24 protein-coding genes and 3 tRNA genes are annotated in these 22414 nt (G+C 51.7%); 14 read left to right on the forward strand and 13 right to left on the reverse strand.

Features of this window, described 5'->3' with window-relative positions:
- Nucleotides 1-38: 38 nt before the first annotated feature.
- Both J2I46_RS20765 and J2I46_RS20770 read right to left on the reverse strand, forming a co-directional pair.
- The gene (locus J2I46_RS20765) at nucleotides 39-1199 is read right to left on the reverse strand and encodes an efflux RND transporter periplasmic adaptor subunit (RefSeq protein WP_207330968.1); all 1161 of its coding nucleotides are present in this window, start codon (nucleotides 1197-1199) and stop codon (nucleotides 39-41) included.
- A gap of 19 nt (nucleotides 1200-1218) precedes the next feature.
- Nucleotides 1219-2565 carry a TolC family protein gene (locus J2I46_RS20770; protein ID WP_207330969.1) on the reverse strand — a complete coding sequence of 449 codons (1347 nt, stop codon included), beginning with the start codon at nucleotides 2563-2565 and terminating at the stop codon, nucleotides 1219-1221.
- A gap of 111 nt (nucleotides 2566-2676) precedes the next feature.
- Between J2I46_RS20770 and J2I46_RS20775 the strand changes: the two genes are divergently transcribed.
- The 4 genes from J2I46_RS20775 (at nucleotide 2677) to J2I46_RS20790 (ending at nucleotide 7287) form a co-directional block, all read left to right on the forward strand.
- Nucleotides 2677-3213, forward strand: coding sequence for a GNAT family N-acetyltransferase (locus J2I46_RS20775; protein ID WP_207330970.1), 537 nt, complete (start codon nucleotides 2677-2679; stop codon nucleotides 3211-3213).
- Between the two features lie 117 nt (nucleotides 3214-3330).
- Nucleotides 3331-4554 (forward strand): class I SAM-dependent methyltransferase, encoded by a 1224-nt coding sequence (locus tag J2I46_RS20780; protein ID WP_207330971.1) that lies wholly within the window; start codon nucleotides 3331-3333, stop codon nucleotides 4552-4554.
- A 25-nt stretch (nucleotides 4555-4579) separates the two neighbouring features.
- Nucleotides 4580-4942, forward strand: a complete 363-nt coding sequence (locus tag J2I46_RS20785) for a hypothetical protein (protein ID WP_207330972.1) — start codon at nucleotides 4580-4582, stop codon at nucleotides 4940-4942.
- Between the two features lie 416 nt (nucleotides 4943-5358).
- Nucleotides 5359-7287: a hypothetical protein gene (locus J2I46_RS20790; RefSeq protein WP_207330973.1), complete on the forward strand. Its 1929-nt coding sequence runs from the start codon at nucleotides 5359-5361 to the stop codon at nucleotides 7285-7287.
- Between the two features lie 100 nt (nucleotides 7288-7387).
- On the opposite strand, the gene J2I46_RS20795 is transcribed toward J2I46_RS20790, so the two are convergent.
- A complete protein-coding gene (locus J2I46_RS20795) occupies nucleotides 7388-8380 on the reverse strand; it encodes a transglutaminase domain-containing protein (protein WP_207330974.1) in 993 nt (330 codons plus the stop codon).
- Nucleotides 8381-8455: 75 nt separating this feature from the next.
- Between J2I46_RS20795 and J2I46_RS20800 the strand changes: the two genes are divergently transcribed.
- Nucleotides 8456-8914 (forward strand): PPC domain-containing DNA-binding protein, encoded by a 459-nt coding sequence (locus tag J2I46_RS20800; protein ID WP_229379866.1) that lies wholly within the window; start codon nucleotides 8456-8458, stop codon nucleotides 8912-8914.
- A 13-nt stretch (nucleotides 8915-8927) separates the two neighbouring features.
- Here the strand turns inward: J2I46_RS20800 and J2I46_RS20805 are convergent, their stop codons facing one another.
- From J2I46_RS20805 to J2I46_RS20830, 6 genes are all read right to left on the reverse strand, one after another.
- Nucleotides 8928-9818 (reverse strand): S1/P1 nuclease, encoded by an 891-nt coding sequence (locus J2I46_RS20805; RefSeq protein WP_229379867.1) that lies wholly within the window; start codon nucleotides 9816-9818, stop codon nucleotides 8928-8930.
- A 156-nt stretch (nucleotides 9819-9974) separates the two neighbouring features.
- Complete coding sequence (locus J2I46_RS20810; protein WP_207330977.1) at nucleotides 9975-10907, reverse strand: carbon-nitrogen hydrolase family protein; 933 nt, start codon at nucleotides 10905-10907, stop codon at nucleotides 9975-9977.
- Nucleotides 10908-10963: 56 nt separating this feature from the next.
- Nucleotides 10964-11944, reverse strand: a complete 981-nt coding sequence (locus J2I46_RS20815) for a YihY/virulence factor BrkB family protein (protein ID WP_207330978.1) — start codon at nucleotides 11942-11944, stop codon at nucleotides 10964-10966.
- A gap of 291 nt (nucleotides 11945-12235) precedes the next feature.
- A tRNA-Val gene (locus tag J2I46_RS20820) sits at nucleotides 12236-12310 on the reverse strand.
- A gap of 45 nt (nucleotides 12311-12355) precedes the next feature.
- Nucleotides 12356-13672 (reverse strand): MFS transporter, encoded by a 1317-nt coding sequence (locus J2I46_RS20825; RefSeq protein ID WP_207330979.1) that lies wholly within the window; start codon nucleotides 13670-13672, stop codon nucleotides 12356-12358.
- A 9-nt stretch (nucleotides 13673-13681) separates the two neighbouring features.
- On the reverse strand, nucleotides 13682-14425 hold the full coding sequence (locus tag J2I46_RS20830; protein WP_207330980.1) for an SH3 domain-containing protein: 744 nt from the start codon (nucleotides 14423-14425) through the stop codon (nucleotides 13682-13684).
- A gap of 72 nt (nucleotides 14426-14497) precedes the next feature.
- Between J2I46_RS20830 and J2I46_RS20835 the strand changes: the two genes are divergently transcribed.
- Nucleotides 14498-14570: transfer RNA gene (locus tag J2I46_RS20835), tRNA-Lys, on the forward strand.
- Between the two features lie 118 nt (nucleotides 14571-14688).
- On the opposite strand, the gene J2I46_RS20840 is transcribed toward J2I46_RS20835, so the two are convergent.
- On the reverse strand, nucleotides 14689-15093 hold the full coding sequence (locus tag J2I46_RS20840) for a DUF3127 domain-containing protein (protein ID WP_207330981.1): 405 nt from the start codon (nucleotides 15091-15093) through the stop codon (nucleotides 14689-14691).
- Between the two features lie 151 nt (nucleotides 15094-15244).
- On the opposite strand from J2I46_RS20840, the gene J2I46_RS20845 reads away from it, so the two are divergent.
- The 3 genes from J2I46_RS20845 to J2I46_RS20855 all read left to right on the forward strand — a co-directional run bounded on the left by J2I46_RS20845 (nucleotide 15245) and on the right by J2I46_RS20855 (nucleotide 16736).
- Nucleotides 15245-15326: transfer RNA gene (locus J2I46_RS20845), tRNA-Leu, on the forward strand.
- 141 nt (nucleotides 15327-15467) lie between these two features.
- Nucleotides 15468-15647, forward strand: a complete 180-nt coding sequence (locus J2I46_RS33530; protein WP_207330982.1) for an Arm DNA-binding domain-containing protein — start codon at nucleotides 15468-15470, stop codon at nucleotides 15645-15647.
- A gap of 144 nt (nucleotides 15648-15791) precedes the next feature.
- Nucleotides 15792-16736 (forward strand): site-specific integrase, encoded by a 945-nt coding sequence (locus tag J2I46_RS20855; RefSeq protein WP_207330983.1) that lies wholly within the window; start codon nucleotides 15792-15794, stop codon nucleotides 16734-16736.
- A gap of 70 nt (nucleotides 16737-16806) precedes the next feature.
- Here the strand turns inward: J2I46_RS20855 and J2I46_RS20860 are convergent, their stop codons facing one another.
- On the reverse strand, nucleotides 16807-17553 hold the full coding sequence (locus tag J2I46_RS20860; RefSeq protein WP_207330984.1) for an XRE family transcriptional regulator: 747 nt from the start codon (nucleotides 17551-17553) through the stop codon (nucleotides 16807-16809).
- Nucleotides 17554-17698: 145 nt separating this feature from the next.
- Between J2I46_RS20860 and J2I46_RS20865 the strand changes: the two genes are divergently transcribed.
- Nucleotides 17699-17995, forward strand: coding sequence for a hypothetical protein (locus J2I46_RS20865; RefSeq protein ID WP_207330985.1), 297 nt, complete (start codon nucleotides 17699-17701; stop codon nucleotides 17993-17995).
- 5 nt (nucleotides 17996-18000) lie between these two features.
- Here the strand turns inward: J2I46_RS20865 and J2I46_RS20870 are convergent, their stop codons facing one another.
- Both J2I46_RS20870 and J2I46_RS20875 read right to left on the reverse strand, forming a co-directional pair.
- Nucleotides 18001-18162, reverse strand: coding sequence for a hypothetical protein (locus J2I46_RS20870; RefSeq protein ID WP_207330986.1), 162 nt, complete (start codon nucleotides 18160-18162; stop codon nucleotides 18001-18003).
- 815 nt (nucleotides 18163-18977) lie between these two features.
- Nucleotides 18978-19151, reverse strand: a complete 174-nt coding sequence (locus J2I46_RS20875) for a hypothetical protein (protein ID WP_207330987.1) — start codon at nucleotides 19149-19151, stop codon at nucleotides 18978-18980.
- Between the two features lie 742 nt (nucleotides 19152-19893).
- On the opposite strand from J2I46_RS20875, the gene J2I46_RS20880 reads away from it, so the two are divergent.
- The 4 genes from J2I46_RS20880 (at nucleotide 19894) to J2I46_RS20895 (ending at nucleotide 22334) form a co-directional block, all read left to right on the forward strand.
- Nucleotides 19894-20385 (forward strand): hypothetical protein, encoded by a 492-nt coding sequence (locus J2I46_RS20880; RefSeq protein ID WP_207330988.1) that lies wholly within the window; start codon nucleotides 19894-19896, stop codon nucleotides 20383-20385.
- A 154-nt stretch (nucleotides 20386-20539) separates the two neighbouring features.
- On the forward strand, nucleotides 20540-21118 hold the full coding sequence (locus J2I46_RS20885) for a hypothetical protein (RefSeq protein WP_207330989.1): 579 nt from the start codon (nucleotides 20540-20542) through the stop codon (nucleotides 21116-21118).
- A 17-nt stretch (nucleotides 21119-21135) separates the two neighbouring features.
- Nucleotides 21136-21768, forward strand: a complete 633-nt coding sequence (locus J2I46_RS20890; RefSeq protein WP_207330990.1) for a leucine-rich repeat domain-containing protein — start codon at nucleotides 21136-21138, stop codon at nucleotides 21766-21768.
- 41 nt (nucleotides 21769-21809) lie between these two features.
- Nucleotides 21810-22334 (forward strand): phage tail protein, encoded by a 525-nt coding sequence (locus J2I46_RS20895; RefSeq protein WP_207330991.1) that lies wholly within the window; start codon nucleotides 21810-21812, stop codon nucleotides 22332-22334.
- Nucleotides 22335-22414: the final 80 nt, after the last annotated feature.

A 22414-nucleotide genomic window follows, 5' to 3' on the forward strand; every position in this document is an offset into this window, starting at 1 on the left:
AGATTGGACAGGTAAAGAATGAATGATCAGACAGTCGATTATTGCCTGACCGACTGACCGTTCATTGCGGCGCTACCTCGCTCTTGACTTTGCAAATTGACTTTTACCTTCGCTCCATCACGAACCTTCTGGGTACCCTCCGTAACCACGATTTCCCCTTCTTTAAGGCCGCCTTTCACAATCACCTGGTCATTGACGCGGGCCCCTAATGTCAGTTTCTTCTGCACCACCTTGCTGCTATCACCGACCACATACACGAAGTATTCGCTCATCTGCTCGGTCACGGCCTGGTACGGAATCAGCAGTTGCGGTTGCCCGGTCGAATTCTTGACCCGAATATTCCCGTTGATACCCACTTTGAGCTGCTTACCCGGATTAGGAAAAGAAACCCGTACGCGCAACGTACCTGTCTGTGGGTCAACCGCCCGGTCGATAATGCGGACCGTTCCGGGGTATTTATACACCGTGCCATCTGTCAGCGTAAACATCAGCGTGGAGTCGCGAACTACATTGGGCTGTTTTTGCAGCGCCAGAAAGCGCGCAATCGTCGACTCATCAGCCTGAATATCAGCCGCGATCGGGTTATCGGCCGATACCGTGTTGAGTGGCGTTGAGCCGGGAGCTACAGAAGCACCGAGACGTACCTGTGAGATGCCGATAGTACCATCGAGCGGCGAATAAATGGTGGTGTATTTCAGGTTGGTAGCTACCTGCCGAATGTTGGCTTCAGCGGCTTGTACCTGCATCTGTGCGGCTTCGAGCGTAGCAGCGGCATTATCTACAACCTGCCGGGCAATGGCATCCTGCTGAGCCAGCGTGTTATATCGATTGGCATCTTTCTGGGCCCGGTTCAGGTTCGCTTTCTGCACATTCAGATTCGCCACCGCCTGATCATAACCAGCGCGATACTGCTGTGGATCAATCGAATACAGTTTCTGTCCTTTACGAACAGCCTGTCCGTCCTGAAAGAAGATGCCCGTGATATTACCCGCTACCTGCGGCTGAATTTCGACTTCCAGCAGGGCCGTTATCGTGGCCGGAAATTCGTCGTAATAGGTAGCATTCCCTTTCGTGGCTTTAATAGCCGTAACGGGCGTTGGTGGTGGCGGTCCCTGTGCCTTGTCTTCTTTCTTTCCGCCACAGGCAGCAAGCAGATAAACGGTACCAGCCAGGAATAGTATGTTAATAGTCGTTTTCATATCGTTGAGTTGGGTGGGGTCAGAACGTGATCTGGCCAAGAGCCCGCTGTACGTCCAGTTTACTGATTATGACGGCGTAGAGGGCGTTGAATACATTTAGTCGGGCCGTTTGCAGGTCAGCCTGCGCAATTGTCACGTCCAGGTACGTTCGTATTCCTGATCGATATTGCAGGTCTATCACCCGATACACATCCTGCGCCAGCGCCTGATTTTCTCGCTGCGCCTGATAGCTCGCCAGATTACCTTTGTAGGTCGATAGTGCCTGCGCGTATTCGGCATCTACCGAACTGTTCAGCGCGTTTAAATCCCATTGCAATCGTTTGACTTGCAGCTCGGCAATCCGGGTCTGTTGAATTCGTCGTCCCCCCTGGAAAATGGGAAAGATGACCGAGAGGCCAATCAGTGAGTTGGGGAAGTTCTGATTGTATAATTGAGGAAATACGTTGTTCTGATACAGCAGGTTATAGTTGGCATTGGCATTGACCGTGGGCAGATACGACCAGCGATTATACTTCACGTTAGCCTCCAGCAACTCCCCCTGTGTCTGAAGCAACTGATATTCTATACGCGATTTGGGATTAACCAGCAGCGTGGTATCCAGCGAGATTTCGTTGGCCAGTTGGAGCGTATCGTAGGTGAGTGTTAGTTGCGACGTGGGTGGATAGCCCATCAACTGCTTCAACGCCTGCGCTTTGGCACCAACCAGTTCCTGATACTGCTTCCGTTGCGCCAACGAGTTGTTCAGGGCAATCTTCGCCCGTTGCGGGTCAGTACGGTCAACAATACCGCTTTGATACTGGTTGGTCGCATCCTGCAAACTGCGTTGAAGCCGCGTGATGTCTTCGTTCAGGATCTCGATCTGGCGTTGGGTTAGAATGACATCGTAAAAGGCCTTGCTCACATTGACCACCACGTCGATCTTGTCATTCGTCGTAGTCTGAGCGGCCTGAATCCGGTAGGCGTCGGCGGTACGGCTGGCCAGCAGAACATCCCGGTTAAAAATACTTTGCGTCAGCGAGAACGATACCGTCGATGTATTTTGCGCGCCCAAGGCCACAGGTCGGCGTTCGCCCGTTGTTGCGTCGGGAATCAGCGTAACCGGCAGCTTTAGATAGTGAACCAGATTATAACCACTATTTAATTGAGGATACCAGGCCGCCAATGCACTTTTCACGGTTCGATCGGCCACCTCCTGATCAATCAGCCGCTGCCTGACAAGTGGGTTATTGGCCAGCGCATACTGGACGCAGTCATTTAGATATGCCTGCTTACCCTGTAAGTCAGGCGAATTTTGGTTTTGCCCAACAGCGCAAGTATAAAATAAGCCAAAAAATCCTAAGCAAAATACAAAGTAACTGATTTTCATAACGTTATGAGCGGCAAATACACGCTATCTGATGGATAGTCAACAGAGTGTACTACTAAAAAAACTCCCGTAATTCGAATTTGTTCAGCACTTATTACGACCTGCAAAAACATGAATGAGGTTACTAATTTTCGTATCGATCCTGTACTTTCCCAGCAGGCTATTGACCTGTCTGAGTTATGCTTCCGTATTTATCCTCAGCACTTCACCTACCTCTGGGACGACGATGGAGCCTGGTATCAAGCCCATTCATACGGAGCAAGCCAGTTAAAAGCTGAACTCGACCATCCGAACGTTCGCTACTTCTGGGCAATTGTGAATGATCAACGGGTTGGTTACCTGAAAATAAACCTGAGCAAGCCCCTCCCACAGACACAGGAACCTGGCGGATTGGAGATTGAGCGAATTTATTTTTTGGCGGAAGCGGCCGGGCAAGGGCTGGGTACGTTGCTGATCGAGTTTGCTGAAACTATTGCGCGGCAACGGCAGGCAACCTATATGTGGCTGCACGTGATGGATAGTAGTCGGGATTCAATTGCCTTTTATGAGAAACGGGGTTTTAATCGGGTTGGCGAAACCAGGCTGCCGTTTCCACAACTGAAAGCGGAGTACCGTAGCATGTGGCAGATGAAAAAAGTAATGCTATAACATACCTATATATATTATAGTGTCAGGCTACTTCCGCTGGCTTACTTTGGCCGCGTGTGCAAACAGCAGCTTCTAATTGGCAGTTACTCAATCATACCATAAAGTCTATGGATCGATATGAGTAAAGAAAATCACCCTATACTGCCTCCGCCGTACAACCGTCAGTCTGATCAACACCCGGTCTTTCCCAGCGTGTCGCACGATGAAGCGGCCCGGTTCAATTTCCTGACCAACCTGAACAAGTACGTGTCATCGGTGGCTCAGCCAGGCATCAGAATTGCATACGAGCGCCGGGTACGACCGCCCTTCAACGCTCAAAAAGGGCGTGATTTTGCAACGCATAACGAGTTAAAATCGGCGATGCTTCCCGAGCCCTGTTTTCAGGCATGGGGTGCGTTATACCGATCTACCGTTGAAATGCGCCAGCAAGCCAGCCGCTCCCTGGTGTTGAAGCAACTCGACACGCTGGCCAGCAAAGCCAGCCAGTATTCCAGTCAGCGACCAGAGACTCTTCACCTCGACCCTTCCGTCAGTATACCAACGTACCTGACGGTAACAGACAACCACGCCATGCCTGGCGGTTACTACACGGAATATAGACCAGACGACGTGTCGAGCGCGGCTACGTACGATTTGGGGCTCATCGTTAAGCATGCCCATGCGGAAGGTCAACTCTCCGACGGCATGGGCCGGGCCGTTGTTGCCTGGCTGAAACAGAACTATCCAAACTTTGCCCCAACCCGTATCCTTGATCTTGGCTGCGGCCCCGGCAACAATACGCTTCCGCTGGCAATCGGCTATCCGACCGCGCAGGTGACGGGCATTGATGTGAGTGCGCCTATGCTCCGCTACAGTCATGCCCGATCTGTTGCCCTGAACGTACCCAACGTTGACTTCTCCCAAGTTAACGCCGAGCAATTGCCCTACGACGACGAATCGGTTGATTGGGTGCAAACGACTTCGTTCCTTCACGAGACGTCGAAAGCAGCACTGGAGCAGATCATTCGTGAAATACACCGGGTGCTGAAACCAGGCGGGTTGATGCTTCACCTGGAGCAGTCGCCCTATACACCAGACGTACATCTATTTGAACAATGTGTACGCGACTGGAAAGCTCAACTGGATAATATGCCGTTTCGAACGATCATCTCAGGCATGGGCATGAAAAACTGGATGATTTCCGGCGGATTCGATCCTGATGACCTGCTTCAATTCAGTGCAGCAGCCGTTGCCGATTCCGACGACTTCACTCAACCTACCCGTTTGCCCGCCATTATGCCGGCTGTTTCCTGGAATGTATTTGGGGCCTGGAAGGGAACCAGGTCTTATGCGACTCAATAACTCTTTACCATTTCATAATCACGCTATGATCAATGACATGTTGCTTGCTTCGAACAAGGCCAAGGGCCAACGGCCCTATTTCTTCACCGACCCGATGGTTGAACGGGTACTGAACATTACGATGGCCGTTGCAGGCGAACTCGCCGTTGCCCGGGAACGTGTCGACACGCTGGAGCGACTTCTGGAGAGCAAAGGCATCCTCACTCGTGCCGAAATTGAGACATTTCAGCCAACGACAGATCAGTCAACAGACAGGCAACGCTGGCATGCAGAGTACATAGCTCGTATTCTGCGTATTGTTCAGCAGGAGATAGAAGCTATTCAACAGCCTGCCGACATGAACCGAAGTATAGACGATGTGGCCGATGAACTCAATCGGGAGGAGTAGCCAGTCTGCAGCCTATGATTACCATAACCAGACCGTTTGCCCGCCTTACTTTTTAAAGAATTCAAACTAGACCGGCGTGACTTTTGTCGCTTTGCCCGTTCTAACCCTTAAAACAAGGAAATACGACCAATTATGCCAAAATGGTTATGGGAACCCGTACATTCGGGCTATCATTCCCGGTTGGTAAGGCAACCAAAAAACGGAATTGAGTTATACTAGTGTTCGAGTAAGTCATGAAAAAATATATTAACCCATACGTGAACCTGTATTTAGCCCATTACCAGATCATTATGATGTTAATTGCGAGTCAAAACCGCCTTAACAATCAGACCGTTGCCTAAAATCTTTCGTAGAGTAAACCTTGATTTGAGTTACTGTAGTTGTATTTTGCCATCGAAACAAAAATAACTGTACGTATGCACAGACTTATCCGACTTATGGCGGGCGTTGCGTTCCTCTATGCGGGTACGGCGTCCACCTATGCACAGCAAGCCGACACTGTGCGCCGTAACCAGGCCACAGACCGCTATGCACCCCGTGAGCGAATCTTTGACTTAGGGAAAAAGGCTTTTACTGACACCGTTCAACGGGCCAGTTTCAAAAGCCAGTATCCAACCCTGACTGAGTTGCAGGATTGCGACACAACACTTCAAACGTTTGCGCTTGTCCGCCGTATATCGCCCTGGAGAATCGGAGCCTTCATTGGTCCCGCTTTTGCTTATTGCGGTAGCTTCAACGCTACGTTTGGCCCTAACAAACGTGACAACTCGTTGTACAACGGTACGGGTGTCAATACAACGTTCAATGCAGACTATTTCTTCTCAAAGCCTGAGCGCAAGTTAAAACTCGGCCTTAGTGCTGCATTAGGTTACCAGAACTTTTATACGCGGAACGAATGGAAAACTGATTTCGTAAACCTCGCTGGTATCCGTGGCATCCCTGCCGACCGTGTGTCGTTACGGAATAAACCTCAGGAAGATTTCTTCCTGACAATAGGCCCGGTAATTTCATGGGAAATTGGTCGTCGTAAAAACCCAATCACCACAGGTACGTTCATTGAAGCCGCTATTCGTGGTGGCCTTTACCGAACAGAATCTGCCTTCCTTGGTGCAACGGTTCCATCCGGCGCACCTGGCACAGTTGAGCAACTGGTTCGGATTGTTGAACCAAGTAACAAGTTGCTGCATTTAGGCGGTAATGCCTCGCTGGGTATTTTCTTCCCACTGCGCAACAACTGGCATTTGGGCGTTCAGGCACAGGGCTATTCGACCAAACTGGACTACTTTATCATTGACGGTGGCAACACGACGCCTTCTCTTCCAAACAACTTCTTCGATTTCCAGCGTCTTCATGGTGGATTCACGGCTGGGGTTGCTGTTCGGAAAGGCTTCATTCAGAAACGTCTGATCCCGAAAGCTCCGACCTTCTGCCCAACCTGCGATTCTATCCCAGCCCTGGCCGTTCGTTTCCGCAACACGCCGCTCAATGGTCTGACACTGGCTGCTGACAGCATTCCAGATAACGTTTCGGCACCAACAATCAGCTGGAGAAGTACAACGGTTAATCCAAAGAACGAAACCTTTACGGCTCGTCTATACTATCGTCCAGACGTAGCTAACGGTGCTGCTGCCGGCGACCAGGTTATTGCCCAGGTAGTTGACACGAAAGACACGACGCTTACATTCCCATCACAATATCTGCAAAATGGTAAACCAACCCGTGGTTTCTACTATGTAACGGTTCATAACCATCAAACTGCAGCTTGTGGCGAGTGTATGAGTGAAGTAGCCACAACGAGCTTTGCTGTGTTGAGCGGCCCAACAGTTCCGCTGGCGGCTGTAGGTGGTCCTTGCGAATTCCGTCACAAACTGGAGCGCCTGGAAGTATACTACCGCAACCCATACACACGTGAAGTAGCTAACGTCTGCTACTGTAACGGTCAGATCACGTCAGTAGGTGACACTACCACTCGCCTGCGTTATCGTACGCTGAACCGTAAACTGGCTGCCGAACCATTCACGTTCGATACTACTGCTCTGATCCTCGACATCCGCGAACTACCAGGCGATCTGGCACGTACGCTGCAACAGGAGAAATCGCAGATCGAAAGTGGCAAAGCGATCCGGTACAAAAACCGTCGCGTTCGTCCACAGGTACAGTACTTCCGCGCTGTGTTTAGTGTAACGCAACTCCCATGCAACGGTCAGCCAGAGCGCGTTGTTGGTCAGTTCAACACGATCATCAGCGACAATACGTACTCGATCACCGATCTGAAGCCGCTGAACGCTCAGCAGTATGAAAAACTCATCACGCCACCTGCGCCAAAAGCAAAGCGTCGTCGGTAGAGTAATTCAGATCATACAGTAAACGCAGAAAGCCGGATCAGACGATCCGGCTTTCTGCGTTTGAAGCGATACAGGATTTGTACCAGACTGGCTTTACTGATTACATCACCGTGAATGAAGCAATTGCAGCATATTGCTTGTACCGTTCCGTCTTGCCAGCCTTTTCTTTAGCAAACACGTACAGCGTCTGTGTACCTCTGGCCGGCAACTTCACCCGAAGCTGGTAACTATCGCCATTGCGTGTTACAACATGAGGTACCTGCGTGTGCGTGGCGCTCCCCCTTGGGCCGGCAGCACACCAGAACTCAACGTTTCCTTCGTTGGTCAGGTTAACCGTTACCCCGTCGTATGCGCGTAACACACCCTGTTTTGGGAAATACGGATCGAAACCGAGATTAAAGTAGGCATCATAATACTTGGGAAACCGGTCGAAGTCCGATTTACTGACTGGTCGGGATAGCAACTGCCAGCGCGAATCAGTTGGCAGATGTTGCGAGACAAACGCCTGCGGATCTGTAAGGAAATAGAAATCATTGGGCACTCCTTTCTGGGCTGTCGTGCTGGCCCATGTCACATCAACCAGATACCAGTCGCCGTCTAACTTCACGGCGTTCCATTCGTGATCGATCCCTCCGGTAGAAAATCCCGCCTGCGCGTCTGTGTATCGGGCAAAGCCTTTTACCGTTGTTACTTCCACACCCGCCTGACTGAGCAGATGCTTGTATAACAGGGCAAAACCGGAACAAACCGCCCGTCGGCTCTGCAGAATCCGACTCGCATACTGCGATTCCGACGAGTAGCTACCTCCCGTATACACGCCGCTGTCGTAGCGAACGTGGGTTACGATCCAGGCATATACAGAGCGGGCTTTAGCCAGGTCTGACCGGGCAGGTGCTGTCAGATACTCGCTCAATGATTTTAAACTTTTCGCATACGCATCAGGCGTTCGCCGAGCATAAGTATCAATCACCTCATACTCTTGAGGTGCAACAGCAGTCAAACTAGCTGAATGCTTTAGTAGGCTGGGAGTCAATGCCGTTGAGCCCGCCATAAGAAAAGCGGCTACAATGGCAGGAAGGGTGTATTTTCGCATACCTCAAGTCAAATCACACAACTAGTAACACGGATGCGCTTTCTTTTATTGTTGTCTCTATTCAGTCTCTTCCTTATGATGCCTGACGCAACCGCCCAATCGTCACTGAATCCAGGCGAACAATCGCCCATGAATACCATCTCGATCCGGCTACGGCCCGGGCAGGACTTGAAAGAAGAACTGGAGAGACTCGTTCGTGAGCAACGCATAGATGCAGGCCTGATACTCACCTGCGTGGGTAGTCTGACAGACGCCTCATTACGCTTGGCAAATCAGGAGAAGGCCACTACGTACCTGGGGCATTTCGAGATCGTATCGCTCGTAGGTACGTTATCGACCAACGGTAGTCACGTTCATTTGTCAGTTTCTGATTCAACCGGCCGAACTATAGGTGGTCATCTGATGGCGGGCAACAGGATTTATACCACAGTAGAACTGGTGATTGGCCTTCTTCCGGCCGTTACCTATACCCGTGAGCCTGACCCCACCTTCGGATACCGTGAACTGGTTATTCGCCGGAAAAAGCGGAAATAGACGTACCTGACCACTAGTTGGTGAAATCAGCCGTAAGTTCATCGGCCAGCCGGTAGCCTGCCAGCACCATCTGCCGCTGAGCAATAGGTTTAACCGTCGCTACATAATCGGGCGGCAGAATGGCCCCTTCCTGGTCGGTACCGGCAGCAAGTGTGTTGCTTCGATAGGCATTATCCTGAGCTAATTGAAAGCTTTCTTTCGACCAGCTTCCAATGTCTGTTTTCCCCAACTGAGGTAATTGCTCCCGGCGGACGGTTTGACGGGCCAGAACGGCCAGATTGCGGGCGGCCTGAAAGTCATCGTCACCCAGTAACATCCCATCCCAGAACGAGTGCAGGTTGATGGTCTGGCTGCTCATCATGACTTTGATTTTAAACAGATTCCCCCCCCTGTCGCCAGCCGGAAACTGATTGTCAATCAAGGCAGTAGCGTGTAACGGTTGATGTACATCACCGCTTAAATGAAAAAGCCAGCAAAGGGCGATTGCTTTTGTACTGTCAGGTACGTTGCTGCGAACGATTTGTTTATTCTGTTCGAACGCCTCAAGAATATTTTCGCCGGTAGCCAGCATGGTATCCGTGCGGGCAATACCCTGTTGAGGTGCATAGACATAGTTGATATAGTGCCAGGTTGGATGGTCGTACACATTCCCCCGTATATCGTCTGGCCAGCGCGCTGCCAGCATAAAGAGATACTGATCGCGGTCATCTTCCGACAGGCTGGCATCGTTGAGCTTACTGGCCCAGCGCTGTTTGTATTCGGGATGTTGGCGCAGAAGAACGACAATTCGGGCAACTGTGGCGGGCGATGACGCCTTCATTTCCTGGTACGCGATGGCCCCGGTTACCATATGTGTGGCTCTATTCCAGGCTAAAACAGGTGTTGAGAAGGCAATTGAAAACAAAAGGCAGGTAATACACACGCGTGCAGCAGGGTGGTTCATCGGTCTTCATCGTTGCGGCATGCAAGGTAGAAGGCCCGTGCTGCCGATGCAATCAGGCCATCATTAAATCACGTGCAGGTAGCCGCAAACTCCTCGGTGGCGATCAACCGGGAAAACCTATCGCACCCGAATCATGTCCGGCTGGTCGACAACGTTCAGCTGAAAGATATCCGGCCGGGCATAATGGCCAACGCAATCGAAATCGAGCTTACTTTTAATCAATTCGGAAAAGTCTAGATCGGCGACTAACAAACCCTCCTGATCCCACAGGGGGCCGGCCAAAGCCTCACCCATTGGCGACATGATTACGCTTCCTCCTCTACTCATGATCTCAGGCTCACCAGTTAGCTCAGCCTGATATCGGTCTGGATAATCAGCCCGGGTAACGTACTGATTACTGGCCAGAACAAAACAACGGCCTTCAAGAGCAATGTGCTGCATGGTCGATTGCCAGGCGGGGCGCGCGTCGGCAGTGGGTGCCAGGTAAATCTCGATACCTTTCTGATACAGAGCGGTTCGGGCCAACGGCATATAGTTCTCCCAGCAGATCAACCCGCCAATCTTTCCCAGTTCGGTATCAAAGCTGACCAGCGAATCACCGTCGCTCTGTCCCCAGATGAACCGTTCAAGCCCGGTGGGTTTCAGTTTTCGATGTTTACCCAGCAACGTTCCATCCTGGCCGAAATAAAGCAGACTACAATGCAGCGAGCCGCCGATAGGTTCCCGTTCTGTTACACCTAAAGCGACAACTAAACCGGCTTGCTTAATTGCTTCACTGATCTGCTCCATCTCAGGCGAACCAACCTCAATGCTGTTCGACCAGTAATCCAGCCACATGGTTCTTCCCTGATCTGACCGGCGGCCAATAACCGCGTCAAAGCGGAGCCCACGCGGGTAACAGGGAATAAACGTTTCGGGAAAGAGTAGTAGCTGGCATCCTTCGCGAGCTCCGCGCTCGATCCATGAAATGGTTAATTCGACGCTTTTCTCAAGATCAAAAAGCGCAGGAGTGGCTTGCACGACGCCTACTTTTACGGTTTTATACTGCATCAGAACAGCAAAATACGAAATAAGAAGGTTGTTGGCTAATGAAGTTTTACCGGGATCTACTCCTTAGCCTGCTCTACTTTCTTCTCAATTGGAATTGTCTTTACGTCACGCTCGCGTTCAGTTTGCTCAATATAGACGGCGTGGTCGGCAGGTTCGATTTTGATACCAAAATGGTTGGCATACACCTGCGTAAATTCAGCTCCGAAATAGAGAATCGCAGCCGTGTAGTAGATCCAGGTCAAAACAACGATCAGCGAGCCGGCCGCTCCGTATGACGAGCTTGTTCCCGTGGTATCGATGTATAAGCCAATAACATAACGGCCCAGCATAAAAAGCAAGGCAGTGAAGAAGGCGCCCCAACGCACGTCCTTCCATCCTATTTTGGCATCGGGCAACACCTTAAAAATAACGCCGAACAATATTGTAACGACTGCCGTGCTGATCAAAAAATTGATAGCGCTGATCAAGTAAACGCTCAGTCCAGGCAAAAACCGTCCAAGCCGGTCACTAAGGGCTAATATTAAGCCATTTATGAGCAACGATACTAACAGCAAAAACCCTAAACTGACAACCAACGACGAAGACAACAGCCTGTCTTTTATGAGCTTGAGCCATCCCTTCTCGGGTTTAGCTTTTACGCGCCAGATCAGATTGATGGAATCCTGAATTTCCACAAAAATGCTGGTAGCACCAATCAATAACGTCCCGATGCTCACAAACAGCGCCGTGTTTGTTTTACCCGACAGCCCTACATTCTTGATCATGTCCTGAATCTGTTTGGCCGCCTCATTACCAACCAGTCCATTTATCTGGCCAAAAATCTGACCCTGGATCGCTTCTTCACCCAAAAAAATACTGGCTAACGACATTATAAGCACCAGCAGTGGAGCCAGAGAAAAAATCGTGTAATAAGCTAAAGCGGCGCTTAGTTTCAGCCCGCGATCGTCCATGAAGCCACTACCAGTATCACTTAATACTGTCCAGGCGTTAGAGAAAAATCCTTTTCCCTCATTGGCTTTAGCTATTTGAGTTGTCATAAAAAATTGAGTTCTGTTACTAGTCAGTTACCGAAGCTCACAAATTGGTCCGTTCTCGGCTTGTGCACTTAAACGACTATCCGGCTTTTTCCCTGTGGGCCAACAGCCGCATCTATAACAGGGATAACTCTACCAAAGCGAAGTTGTTAGTAACTATAGGCCCGTAGTAAGGCAACAACCCCTGGGGATAGAGGTAACCTATATTACCCTGGACGTAGGTCATGAGCCTACTGCCATGCAACAGAAAGGCCCGGAAACAAGCTGTTTCCGGGCCTTTCTGTTGCATGGCAGTAGGACGTAGCGGGCTCGAACCGCTGACCTCCGCCCTGTCAAGGCGGCGCTCTGAACCAACTGAGCTAACATCCTATGTCGTTCAGGCAGGCAAGTTGCCTGGCAAACGGGAGTGCAAACTTACGCAACTTCAGGTTTTTCCAAACGCAGACCGTACACTTTTTGCGATGGTATTCGGGCCAATAAAGCTAACCCAATGATAAACAGTACAAGCAGGGCTAAAATACTATTTCGCATACTGCCCGTTACCTGCTCAACGTAACCATAAATGAACGTACCTATCACAATCGATAACTTCTCACATACATCATAGAAGCTAAAATAAGATGCAGTGTCGGTTGTAGGCGGCAGTAACTTTGAATACGTAGACCTCGATAGCGATTGAATGCCCCCCATAACCAGGCCAACAACCGCCGCTACGATAAAAAACTGAGTTTGCGTGGTTACAAAGTAAGCTGCTACGCATATCCCAATCCAGACCACCACCGCGACCATAATAGCATAGGTGTTGCCAATCCGTTCTGAGAGGCGGGCAAATCCGTATGCACCCGGAATGGCCACCAGTTGGATAAGCAGAATCGTGATGATCAGGGCACTGCCTTCCATCTTCAATTCATTAGATCCAAACAGCGTGGCCACGTACATAACCGTTTGCACAGCCATGTTATAGACGAAGAACGCAATCAGAAAACGTTGTGTCAGCGTTTGCTCCTTCAACTGGTTGAATACATTTCGTAGCTCGTAAAAACCATTGAACAACCAATTACCACCAGCTTGATTCTTTTCTTTTCGCACACCATCGGGCAAGATTCGAAACGGGATCTGAGCGAAGCCAAACCACCATAACCCTACGGTTAGAAAAGACAACCGGGATGCCATCGCACTTGACAGGCCACCAAACCAATCTGGTTTAAGGATCATCATCAGGTTGAAAACCATCAACGCCACGCTGCCAATGTAACCCATCGAAAAACCACGGGCGCTGACCCGGTCAAACTGATCTTCAGTGGCAATATCGGGCAGGTAAGAATTGTAGAAAACGATACTGCCACTCCAGCCGACCAGACTCCAGCCGAAGCAAAAAATGGCGAATGTAGTAGTTTCTTTGGTGAAGAAGTAGAGCAGTGCACAGGCAATAGAGCCCGTATAGCAGAAGAATTTCATGAACGCCTTCTTCTTGCCACTGTAATCGGCCAGAGCGGTCGTGAACGGACTGGCTAAGGCAACCAGCAACATGGCTACCGAGACGGTATAGGAGAACAGAACAGAGTTTTTGACGTTCAGGCCCAGGAAATTAATGACAGGCCCGCCGACATCGTTCAGCGCTGTTGCCGAAAAATAGACGGGAAAAATGCTGGATACAATGACTAGTGAATGCACCGAATTGGCCCAGTCATAGAGGGTCCAGGCACGAATGACGCGGGGGTTATTCTTCATATTTTTGGGTCAGATGATCCAGAGTGTGTCTTTGCGAACGTAATAAAGCTTGTTATTCCAGAATACGCGCCACCAAATATCGGTGCTCCCCAGGATGTTCATTTTATTTCCTTTGCCCAGCGTGGCCACAACCGGTGCTGCCGCAGATGGCTCGGTCCGCAAAAACACCTGATTGGTGTTGGTAATGCCGGCATCGTATCCCTCCGGCAGATTGATGAATGTCAGCAGTGCAACGAAGTAGACCAGGATCAGGGTTTTCAACTGAGTCGATGTAGGTTCATGCCGCATAGATTTAATGAGCAGAACGCTGAAAACATAAATGCCCAGCAGCAACATGACCGAAAGCAGGTATACGCCGTATTGGCGGTAGAACAGGTAGAAGTAGTTCAGGTCATTCGTTTCGTAACCAGTGAGGTTATTGGCCCGGGCAAAATCGTTCATCTTCCGCAGTACCGCCTCGTCGGGATGACGCTTGAAATAGACCTGTAGGAAATAAAGCACTTTGGCTACATCACCCTGCTGCTCATAGGCATTGGCTAACTTTAGCAACATAGGGTCTGAAGCAGGCTGCCCCGCCACCATCGCCGACTCGTACGTGCGCGCCGCATCAGCCCAGTTGCCAACTCGGTATAACGAATCAGCCTGACCGACGAGGTTCTCACCAGACACCGCCTGAGCGAACCCTACTGAGGGCCAGAACACTGACCGCAAAACCCCCAGAAATAGGAATATTTTTACGACGAAGGCTTGCATTGGGCCAAATTACGCAATAATTTTGCATCGCGATTCAGGGAACGGTCATTTAATCTGCAGCTGAAATAGCCCGATCTGGTAGCTCAGCTGGTAGAGCAATACACTTTTAATGTATGGGTCCTGGGTTCGAATCCCAGCCGGATCACGAGTAAGAAAAAAGGGCTGGTAGCAAATGCTACCAGCCCTTTTTTCTTACAGCCTTCTGTTGCGCTTCAGGTACGTTGTCGGTACGTAGTAGCGTAACAGAAGACGAAAGTCTTTTTTTAGAACGGCAAGTCGCCGCTGTTATCATCATCGAACGATGAGTTGAACGGCACAGCAGTTGGTTGAGCAGCACGGGGCTTACCAGCAGCCGGAGCTGATTGGCCCTGACCTGCTGAACCGCTCTCCGTTCCGTCGGCAGCTTCAATACGCCATACGCGTGCTTCAGTATACCAGCGTTCGTTGTACTCGCGCGACTCCAGGTTCAGGCTCAGTTTCAACATATCACCGGGTGCATACTGTTTCAGGTCGTTCACCTTATCGCCCCACAGCGACACGCACACTTTTTTAGGGAACTGATCTGTAGTCTCTACTACAAATTCCTGCTTCTGCCAGGTGCCGTTCTTGCCCTGACCCGTCACTTCCGGCAGCGTTTTTATCAGCTTGCCCACTAATTCAAGTGCCATATACTTAATTGATTCAGTTAAAAAAAGCCAGTCAGGTACGTTGTGATACCAACCGGTTTGTACCCCTAAATTACGAAATTTTAGTCGATTTTCAGCGGTTGCATTGACATTATCCCCCCGTTCGCCTACTTTTGCATCCAGATTAAACCATGGCCACGTGGTGAAATTGGTAGACACGCCACTTTGAGGGGGTGGTTTCGCAAGATGTGGGAGTTCGAGTCTCCCCGTGGTCACAACTTACACAACAGTTGTCGTAGTAAAAAGCCTGAATACGCTGATATTCAGGCTTTTTTTTGTATTTTGTATTCGATTTACAACGCGTTATTTTCAGGGATACTACCATCTGAACCAGACCAATAACCCGACCAAATCGAATGAACGAAATCAACTTTAGGCAAAAGACATCAAAGCTTGACAAGTCAGACAAAGCGCCCATCTTCTTAGAGTTCTACCATGATGCTCAAGTACTTGTGTACGCTACAGGGGAAAAATGTCAGCTGTCGGAATGGGACGCTGAGAAACAAAAGTTTCGCCGGTCAATGGCTGGTTATTAGGAGGCCAATGACTCACTACAACTTCTCCGTGAACGCCTGACAGCCGCCTACCGAACTATTCGTAACACCGGTGAACCCGTAACTTCTGATAAACTAAGAGCAGCGCTGCGCCCCAAAAAAGAATCACCTGCCCTCACCGATCTGTTGACGCTCTATGCAGCTTATCTAGACCATTGTCAGTCGGCTAACTACAAACCATCAACGCTTAAGAGCATGGGGGTGACGGCTGGCCGGCTGAAATGGTTTGTAGCCGTCTCAGGCCCACTGTCCGTCAGAGGATACACCAATGAGGTTCATGCCCGATTTCTGAACTATCTGACCGTCACGCTTAAACTGCACCCCAACTCGACAGCCAACACCAATAAACACCTACGCGCATTTTTCAATTGGTGTAAATCAGGTGACATTGCGCTGCATCCACAACACGCCAGCATTAAGACAGAATGGGCATCGTCTGAGCGTATCTACCTAACCGAAGCCGAGCTGAAGAACATTGAGCAGGTTAAGCTGTCGACAGCCCTCGCCCGGGTCCGTGATGCGTTTCTGTTCCAGTGCCTGACCGGACTGCGCTATACGGAGTTGTCGCGACTAGATTCCAGTCATATTGAGCAACGGGAAGGTTATCGTGTCCTGACGTTCATTGCCGAAAAGTCAGTCAGTGTTCGAGCTCATAAAGCCAAACGGGTAGAGGTGCCGATTCTTCCCGGCGCTGAAGCAATCTTAACCCGCTATGCCGACAATTTTCGACTGCTGCCGGTCCTTTCCAATCAGAAAATGAATGATTATGTGAAAGACATCGCCAAGCAAGCGGGGGTTACTTCCGTTGTTGAGCAGATCGTTTTTGAAAAAGGAGTACCCGTCCTAGCCAGGGTTCCCAAGCATGAGCTGGTATCATCCCACATCGGTCGACATACGTTTGCCACGCTATGTCTTGTCAAGGGCGTTCCCCTCGAAGTGGTTAGTAAAGCCCTAGGGCATTCCGATCTGAAGACTACCATGATCTATGCCAAAATTGCTGATGATTACAAGAATCGATCGATTTATAATGCCTGGAGTACGACTACGCCATCAAAGAAAAAAGCAACGTGATAGGGCTTAGGTGCTTCCAGGCATACTAACAATAGATGAGCTGCGGACCTTATCCAGACCAGCAACTCATCTATGGCATCGTGTCCACGCCGACGATGTCGACTACCTGCCAGATTGACTTTAGATCCTCCCTTTTCACCGTGACAAAACCGGAGTCATCGTTATCCGCATACAGCGTCAGCAGATCTTTCAGCACCAGTTCGTTTTCCTTGATACGCCGCACCACCAGCGTCGACCGGTACAACACCATCACCAGGGCCGAGTTGAGATAGTCCCAGTCAGCTACAGGCACAGGACGGGCCAGCAGGCGCATGCCTACCGGGTAGCGGGGCTGCATCGAATTATCGGTCAGGCGGATGACAACGGCCGATGAATAGCTACCTGCGCTTTTCTCCAGGACGGGTAGGGTATAGGTATCCTGCTGACCAGCGTAACCAGTTCCTGCTTCGAACAGCGGTAGTTCGATCTTACCCCTGGCAGACCCGCCTCCCCCTTCGATCACGGCGCCGGACTTGTGCAGCACCGGCAGCTGACCTCTGATGATATAATCGGCGTTGATGAGCGGGTAATGCTCCGTCAGCTGCTGGATGGTTTTGAAGCTGGGCTCCGCTTTACCGGTCAGAATATTATAGAACTTGCCGTTGCTCTCGCCCAGCTTTACCGCTACTTCATTCGCATTTACACCTAATTCGGAAAATAATATCTTGAATCGCTCAGCGGTCGTGGTGGGATTGTCTGTTGATTTTATACTTATTTTTCTAAGTATATGCTGATATTTATGAGTATTTACAAATCTTATACTTGTACGCTTTACCATTATTTATCAGTAATAATAAGGAAAATATGCAACTATCAGACAGTAAACACGATATGCTGCTGACGTCGGTGGCGGTCTATCCCCTCCATACAGGGTTACCCAGTCCCTAGATCAGCGTGCGCCATTTCGCCAGTCACGGCTATCGATGGCGTCATCGGTCTGTCGACAGCCTGCCTCTCCCCTTTCCGGAGCGGTTTCTGTCCATCGCCCAACCCTCAGCCCGTCGTCTATGCAGCCAGCGGTGATCATTGAGCAGTCGGAATGGGAGCAGTTCACTGCCCGACTGGCCTACCTGGAGAAGCGCGACCTGGAACGCGACCGGGCAACGGCAGAAGATGCCGTCCTCACCGTACGCGACGTAGCCCGCCAGCTGCACATGAGTGAAGAGGCAGTTCGTCGGGCCCGGCGCGAGCGACGGCTGACCGGCTTCAAGATCGACTAGAAACATTACGGGTTCCGCCAGTCGGAAGTAACCCGGTACTTAAACCGGTATAACCGGATGGCTGGTCCGGGGAATGACTCGCCGGACGGTGTATGACCAGGTACGAACAACTGCTCAGGCTGGCCAGTGACCAACGGATCGAAGCCCGTCACGTTGCCCTGTTTCACGCCATTACCGAATCATGGGTTACCTGCTAGCCGATCTGCTGGCCATCAACCCCGCCGTGCTGGTTAAACGCTAAGCAGGTCACCTAGGCCCGGTAAGTTGCCGGCAGATAGGCCTACAAAAAAGCAGACTACCAGGGCTAGTCTGCTTTCCATTCTTATCCACACCATAAAGAAAGCGGACGCCCTCTTATTGATGCGACAAATATACAACAAAAGGAATTTATTGACTTGCGGGCAGGACTGGCCGACTCATTGGGCTTCAGGGAGCGACCAGCCAGCCCTGCCCGCAGGCGGGTTCATCCTGCGCCTGGTGCCTGGAAACAGACCCTTGGCCGGGAATTGGGCAGGGCAACCAGGCCTGATTAAACGTTGATTAATTTTCATTGAGTTGAATTACCGGCTTATACCGCAACCGATTTAAGTACTAGTTTTGAGTATCATTACAGTTGAATACACAATCACAAACCCCTATCTCCCCTGCGATAGGGGTTTTTCGTGAAGGACCGGTTGCGGGCCAGCTAGGAAACGTTTGCGTAAGTAGTCCCACCCAACAAGCGGATCGTGCCGCCGTAAAGGGAACTAAGGTTAAGGGCCAGTGGATCCCCTACCCACCAATCAGGCCACTGATTGATTTGCTACAAACAAGCCAAGATGCCGTCTGGTTATGAGTAAGCGTATACTATAAGTGTCTATATGATGGTAGATCAGAAAGCATTGGCGCTCGGAGCGCCAATGCTTTTTTGTTGGCTGCCCTATTAGCCAGTCAGGGTAATGGACCAGTTTTACCCCATCGTCCCTACCTGCTGTGAACGGGCCTAGCGCTCTTCAGGGGCGAATGTCACCAGCGGCCCGAAACGCGGCGAGGACAATTGCCGCGTAATCGCCCGCGTTGATCGCTCCTGTTTGATAGGGGTGGCCACCCGAAACAGGCCTGAAAAGGCTGTTTTTACCGCCGGTTTGACGCCCTGGTGAGCCAGTGCATTTTCCACAAAAGCCAGGTCAGCAGTGGATGTTCCGACTTTTCTGGTGCAAAAAACGGTCAACTCGGTCATCCTAAGTCAACCAAGCCAAAATTCTTCGCTCGACGGAGCCCAAATCCCAGACAGGACCCCGCCACGCACTACCGGCCAACTGCAATTGCACCTCCAATTCCCGGTGATATATGACAGGGTGGTTACAGCGGAAGGGACGGCCTCCTACCCATTGCCTCACTGCTTCAGTGGTGACCGATCAGCTAGCCAGTTGAAAAGATGCTCCACAGAAGTTGCTCGCTCAGCCAGCTCCGCTTGAGCCAGACAGGTAGTCTGGTGCATAGTGGGCCTATGTCACCCGTGGGGTGAAGCAGAGTGACTACAGCACTGGTCAGTGTAGCTGCCAGCTGAAGCGAAACTAAGGAGCGGCAGACCGGTCCCGGCGACGTATTTTGCCGCCTTATCCAATCGATTTTATTCGTCATTAGTCGGTGCCCAGGGGTAGCACGACCAGGCAGGTGACCGCTCCACGAGGCAGCAGGCGCTTTAGGAGCGCAGAACTCCGACGCGCTTGTAGGTGAGCAGGCTTACCCGGCACCGTACTAGTGGGCTGCTGAAGGCTAACTAATGGATGCGTCGCTTAGTTGGCGCCTCCCCAACCGGCCAGTAACTATACCTTTACCGGAGAAGGGTTTGCTTAGCTTTGTCTGCTCGTTACACTCAGCTCGGCGCCCGGTTACCTTCATCACTGATTTTTCGTATGCCTTCTTCCAACCCGTCAATCAACCAGATCCGCGCGTTTCTGACCCAGATCGGCATTCCCACCCGTCAGCAGGAGCTGCCCGGACCGACTTTTCTGCCGGGTCTACTGATTCAGGATGGCGAACTACTGTTTGATCCCGCCCGGCTGGCCTATCCTGGCGATATGCTTCACGAGGCGGGCCATATCGCCGTCAGTGCGCCCGCCGAGCGGCAGAGACTTTCGGGTGATATCACCGACCAGAAGCCCGAGAAGGCTGGCGAAGAGCTAGCCGTGCTGCTGTGGAGCTACGCCGCGTGTCTGCACCTGGATCTGGATCTACGAGTCGTCTTTCACCCGGCGGGCTACAGCGGTCAGAGCGAGTGGCTTATCGAGCAGTTCACCGCAGGGAACTACGTCGGCCTGCCGCTGCTGGTGTGGATGGGCCTTGCCCAGCCACCCCAGCAGACCGGGGCAGGCTTTCCTACCATGATCCACTGGGTGCGCCCCTGATGGGCAATCCCCGTGCGGCTAACTAACCGGTAACTACCATCCAATCAATATCCGACTTATCCTACCAAGTTAGACTACTTACTGCCGATCTTGGCAGCTTGTTTACTTGATCTATCTTTTTGCTGGGCCTATACCAAACCTTTACCGTCCTTTTATGAATCGTCGTCTATTCGTTGGGCATATCCTGGCCGGGGCTTCCCTGCTCGGCGTTCCCTCTGCGCTCCGGGCTCAGCCCGTACCTGCCTCCTCGGATGCCCTCTCTACAGTCAACTCCCTGAAAAGGGCCACCGACTGGATCCGGACCGGGGCGCTGGGCTCCCTTCAGCACATTACGCTATCACACGTATACACCCCCGGGTATACCTCACTGGCTAGACTTCAAACGCTGCTTGACGCCGATTTGGCCAGCCTCAGTCAGCTGCTGGGCATGGAGTTGCCCCTGACCGGCCAGGGGCTGCTTGAGCGCTCATCAACCGGATTCGGCTCCTACTGGGCTCAGTTGGAGCAGCAGGGTGTAACCGTGAGTTGGCAGGGCTTAGCCCGCATTGGCGGGGAGGCGACGGAGCCGACCACCCAGCTTCGGCTGTGGGGCACCAAAGGCCTGGTGCAGTCCCATCCGGACGGAGCTGGCTATCAACTGATCGATCTGCAGGATCCCACGCAGCCGCGGCTCAACCAGGCGCCCAGCCAGCTGAACCGCCGGAGTTTGCTCAGCGGCTATCACCTGAGTTAATTCGTTACCGACCCCGTATGACAACTGATGCATCTGCAGGGCCAGCGGCCTATCCCGCCCTGGCTGATACCCCCGCCAAGCGCGCCAGGTGGTGGACGGAGCTGGAGCCCCAGTGGCGGGCCGCCTTTAGCCAGGCTTTTTTCCGCCATGCCGCCCAGCCCACCCCTGAGGAGCTGGAAAGTCTCTGGCAAACCAGGGTCCTGCGCCTGGTGGGACCCCGGGCTCCCTATCCGAGTCTGACCTTTGAGTTGACCAACTGCTCGGGTTTGGCGGGTATGCAGAATCTGGAGACCCTGGTGCTGACCCATCACCAACTGGAGCACCTGGGTCAGCTGGGCCAGCTGACCCAGCTGAGGAGTCTGTTCGTCAACAATAATGCCATTCTGACGCTACAGGGGATTGAGCCGCTCACCCAGCTGGAACAGCTGTATGCGCAGGTCAACCGGCTTGAGTCGATTGAGGCGGTAGGTAATCTTCTCAAGCTACGGGAGCTCTACGTTAGTCTCAATCCGATCAAGACCCTCTCGGGGCTGACCCGCCAGCACGCGTTGGCCATGAAACAGTTTGTCTGCCTGCCCAGTGAGCACCTGAGCGACCGGATCATTATGCCCCTGGAACGCAAACTAGGCATTCGGTTTCGCTCGCTTTGACCCTTAACTAATTCATTAATCACAAATCACTCTTTACAATCATGGATGAATACCTGGGTGTCATCAAAGCATTTGGATTCAATTTTGCCCCCCGCGGGTGGGCGTTGTGCGACGGGTCACTGCTCCAAATAGCGCAAAATCAAGCGTTGTTTGCCCTGCTGGGCACCACCTTTGGTGGTGATGGCGTTCAGACCTTCGGCTTACCTGATCTGCGGGGCCGCACGCTCATTGGCATGGGGTCGGCTCCGGGCCTGCAGCCCTACCAGCTGGGGCAGAAAGGTGGCGTGGAAAGCGTAACGCTGATTGCTGGTCAGCTCCCTGCTCACGCCCATTCCTTCGCCCTGAATGCCTACTCCGAACCGGGCAACGTGGGTAGTCCCGCCGGGGCCTCGCCCGCCGCCACGGGCTCACTGGACCCCGAGTACCGGACGTCAGGCACCGTTGTTCCCATGGCCAGTCAGCAGACGGGATCTAACGGGAGTAACCAGGCCCACGAGAACCGCTCACCTTACCTGGCCATTAATTACTCCATTTCCCTGCAGGGTATTTTCCCCTCGCGTAACTAACCCGCTCGCCAGGAGATCTTGTCCCTACCTGGTGACCGGGATACGCTGACCGGTCACCAGGTACCCACAGCTAACCAATT

Origin of the sequence: Fibrella forsythiae (assembly GCF_017353175.1) — a bacterium.
Lineage (GTDB): Bacteria > Bacteroidota > Bacteroidia > Cytophagales > Spirosomataceae > Fibrella > Fibrella forsythiae.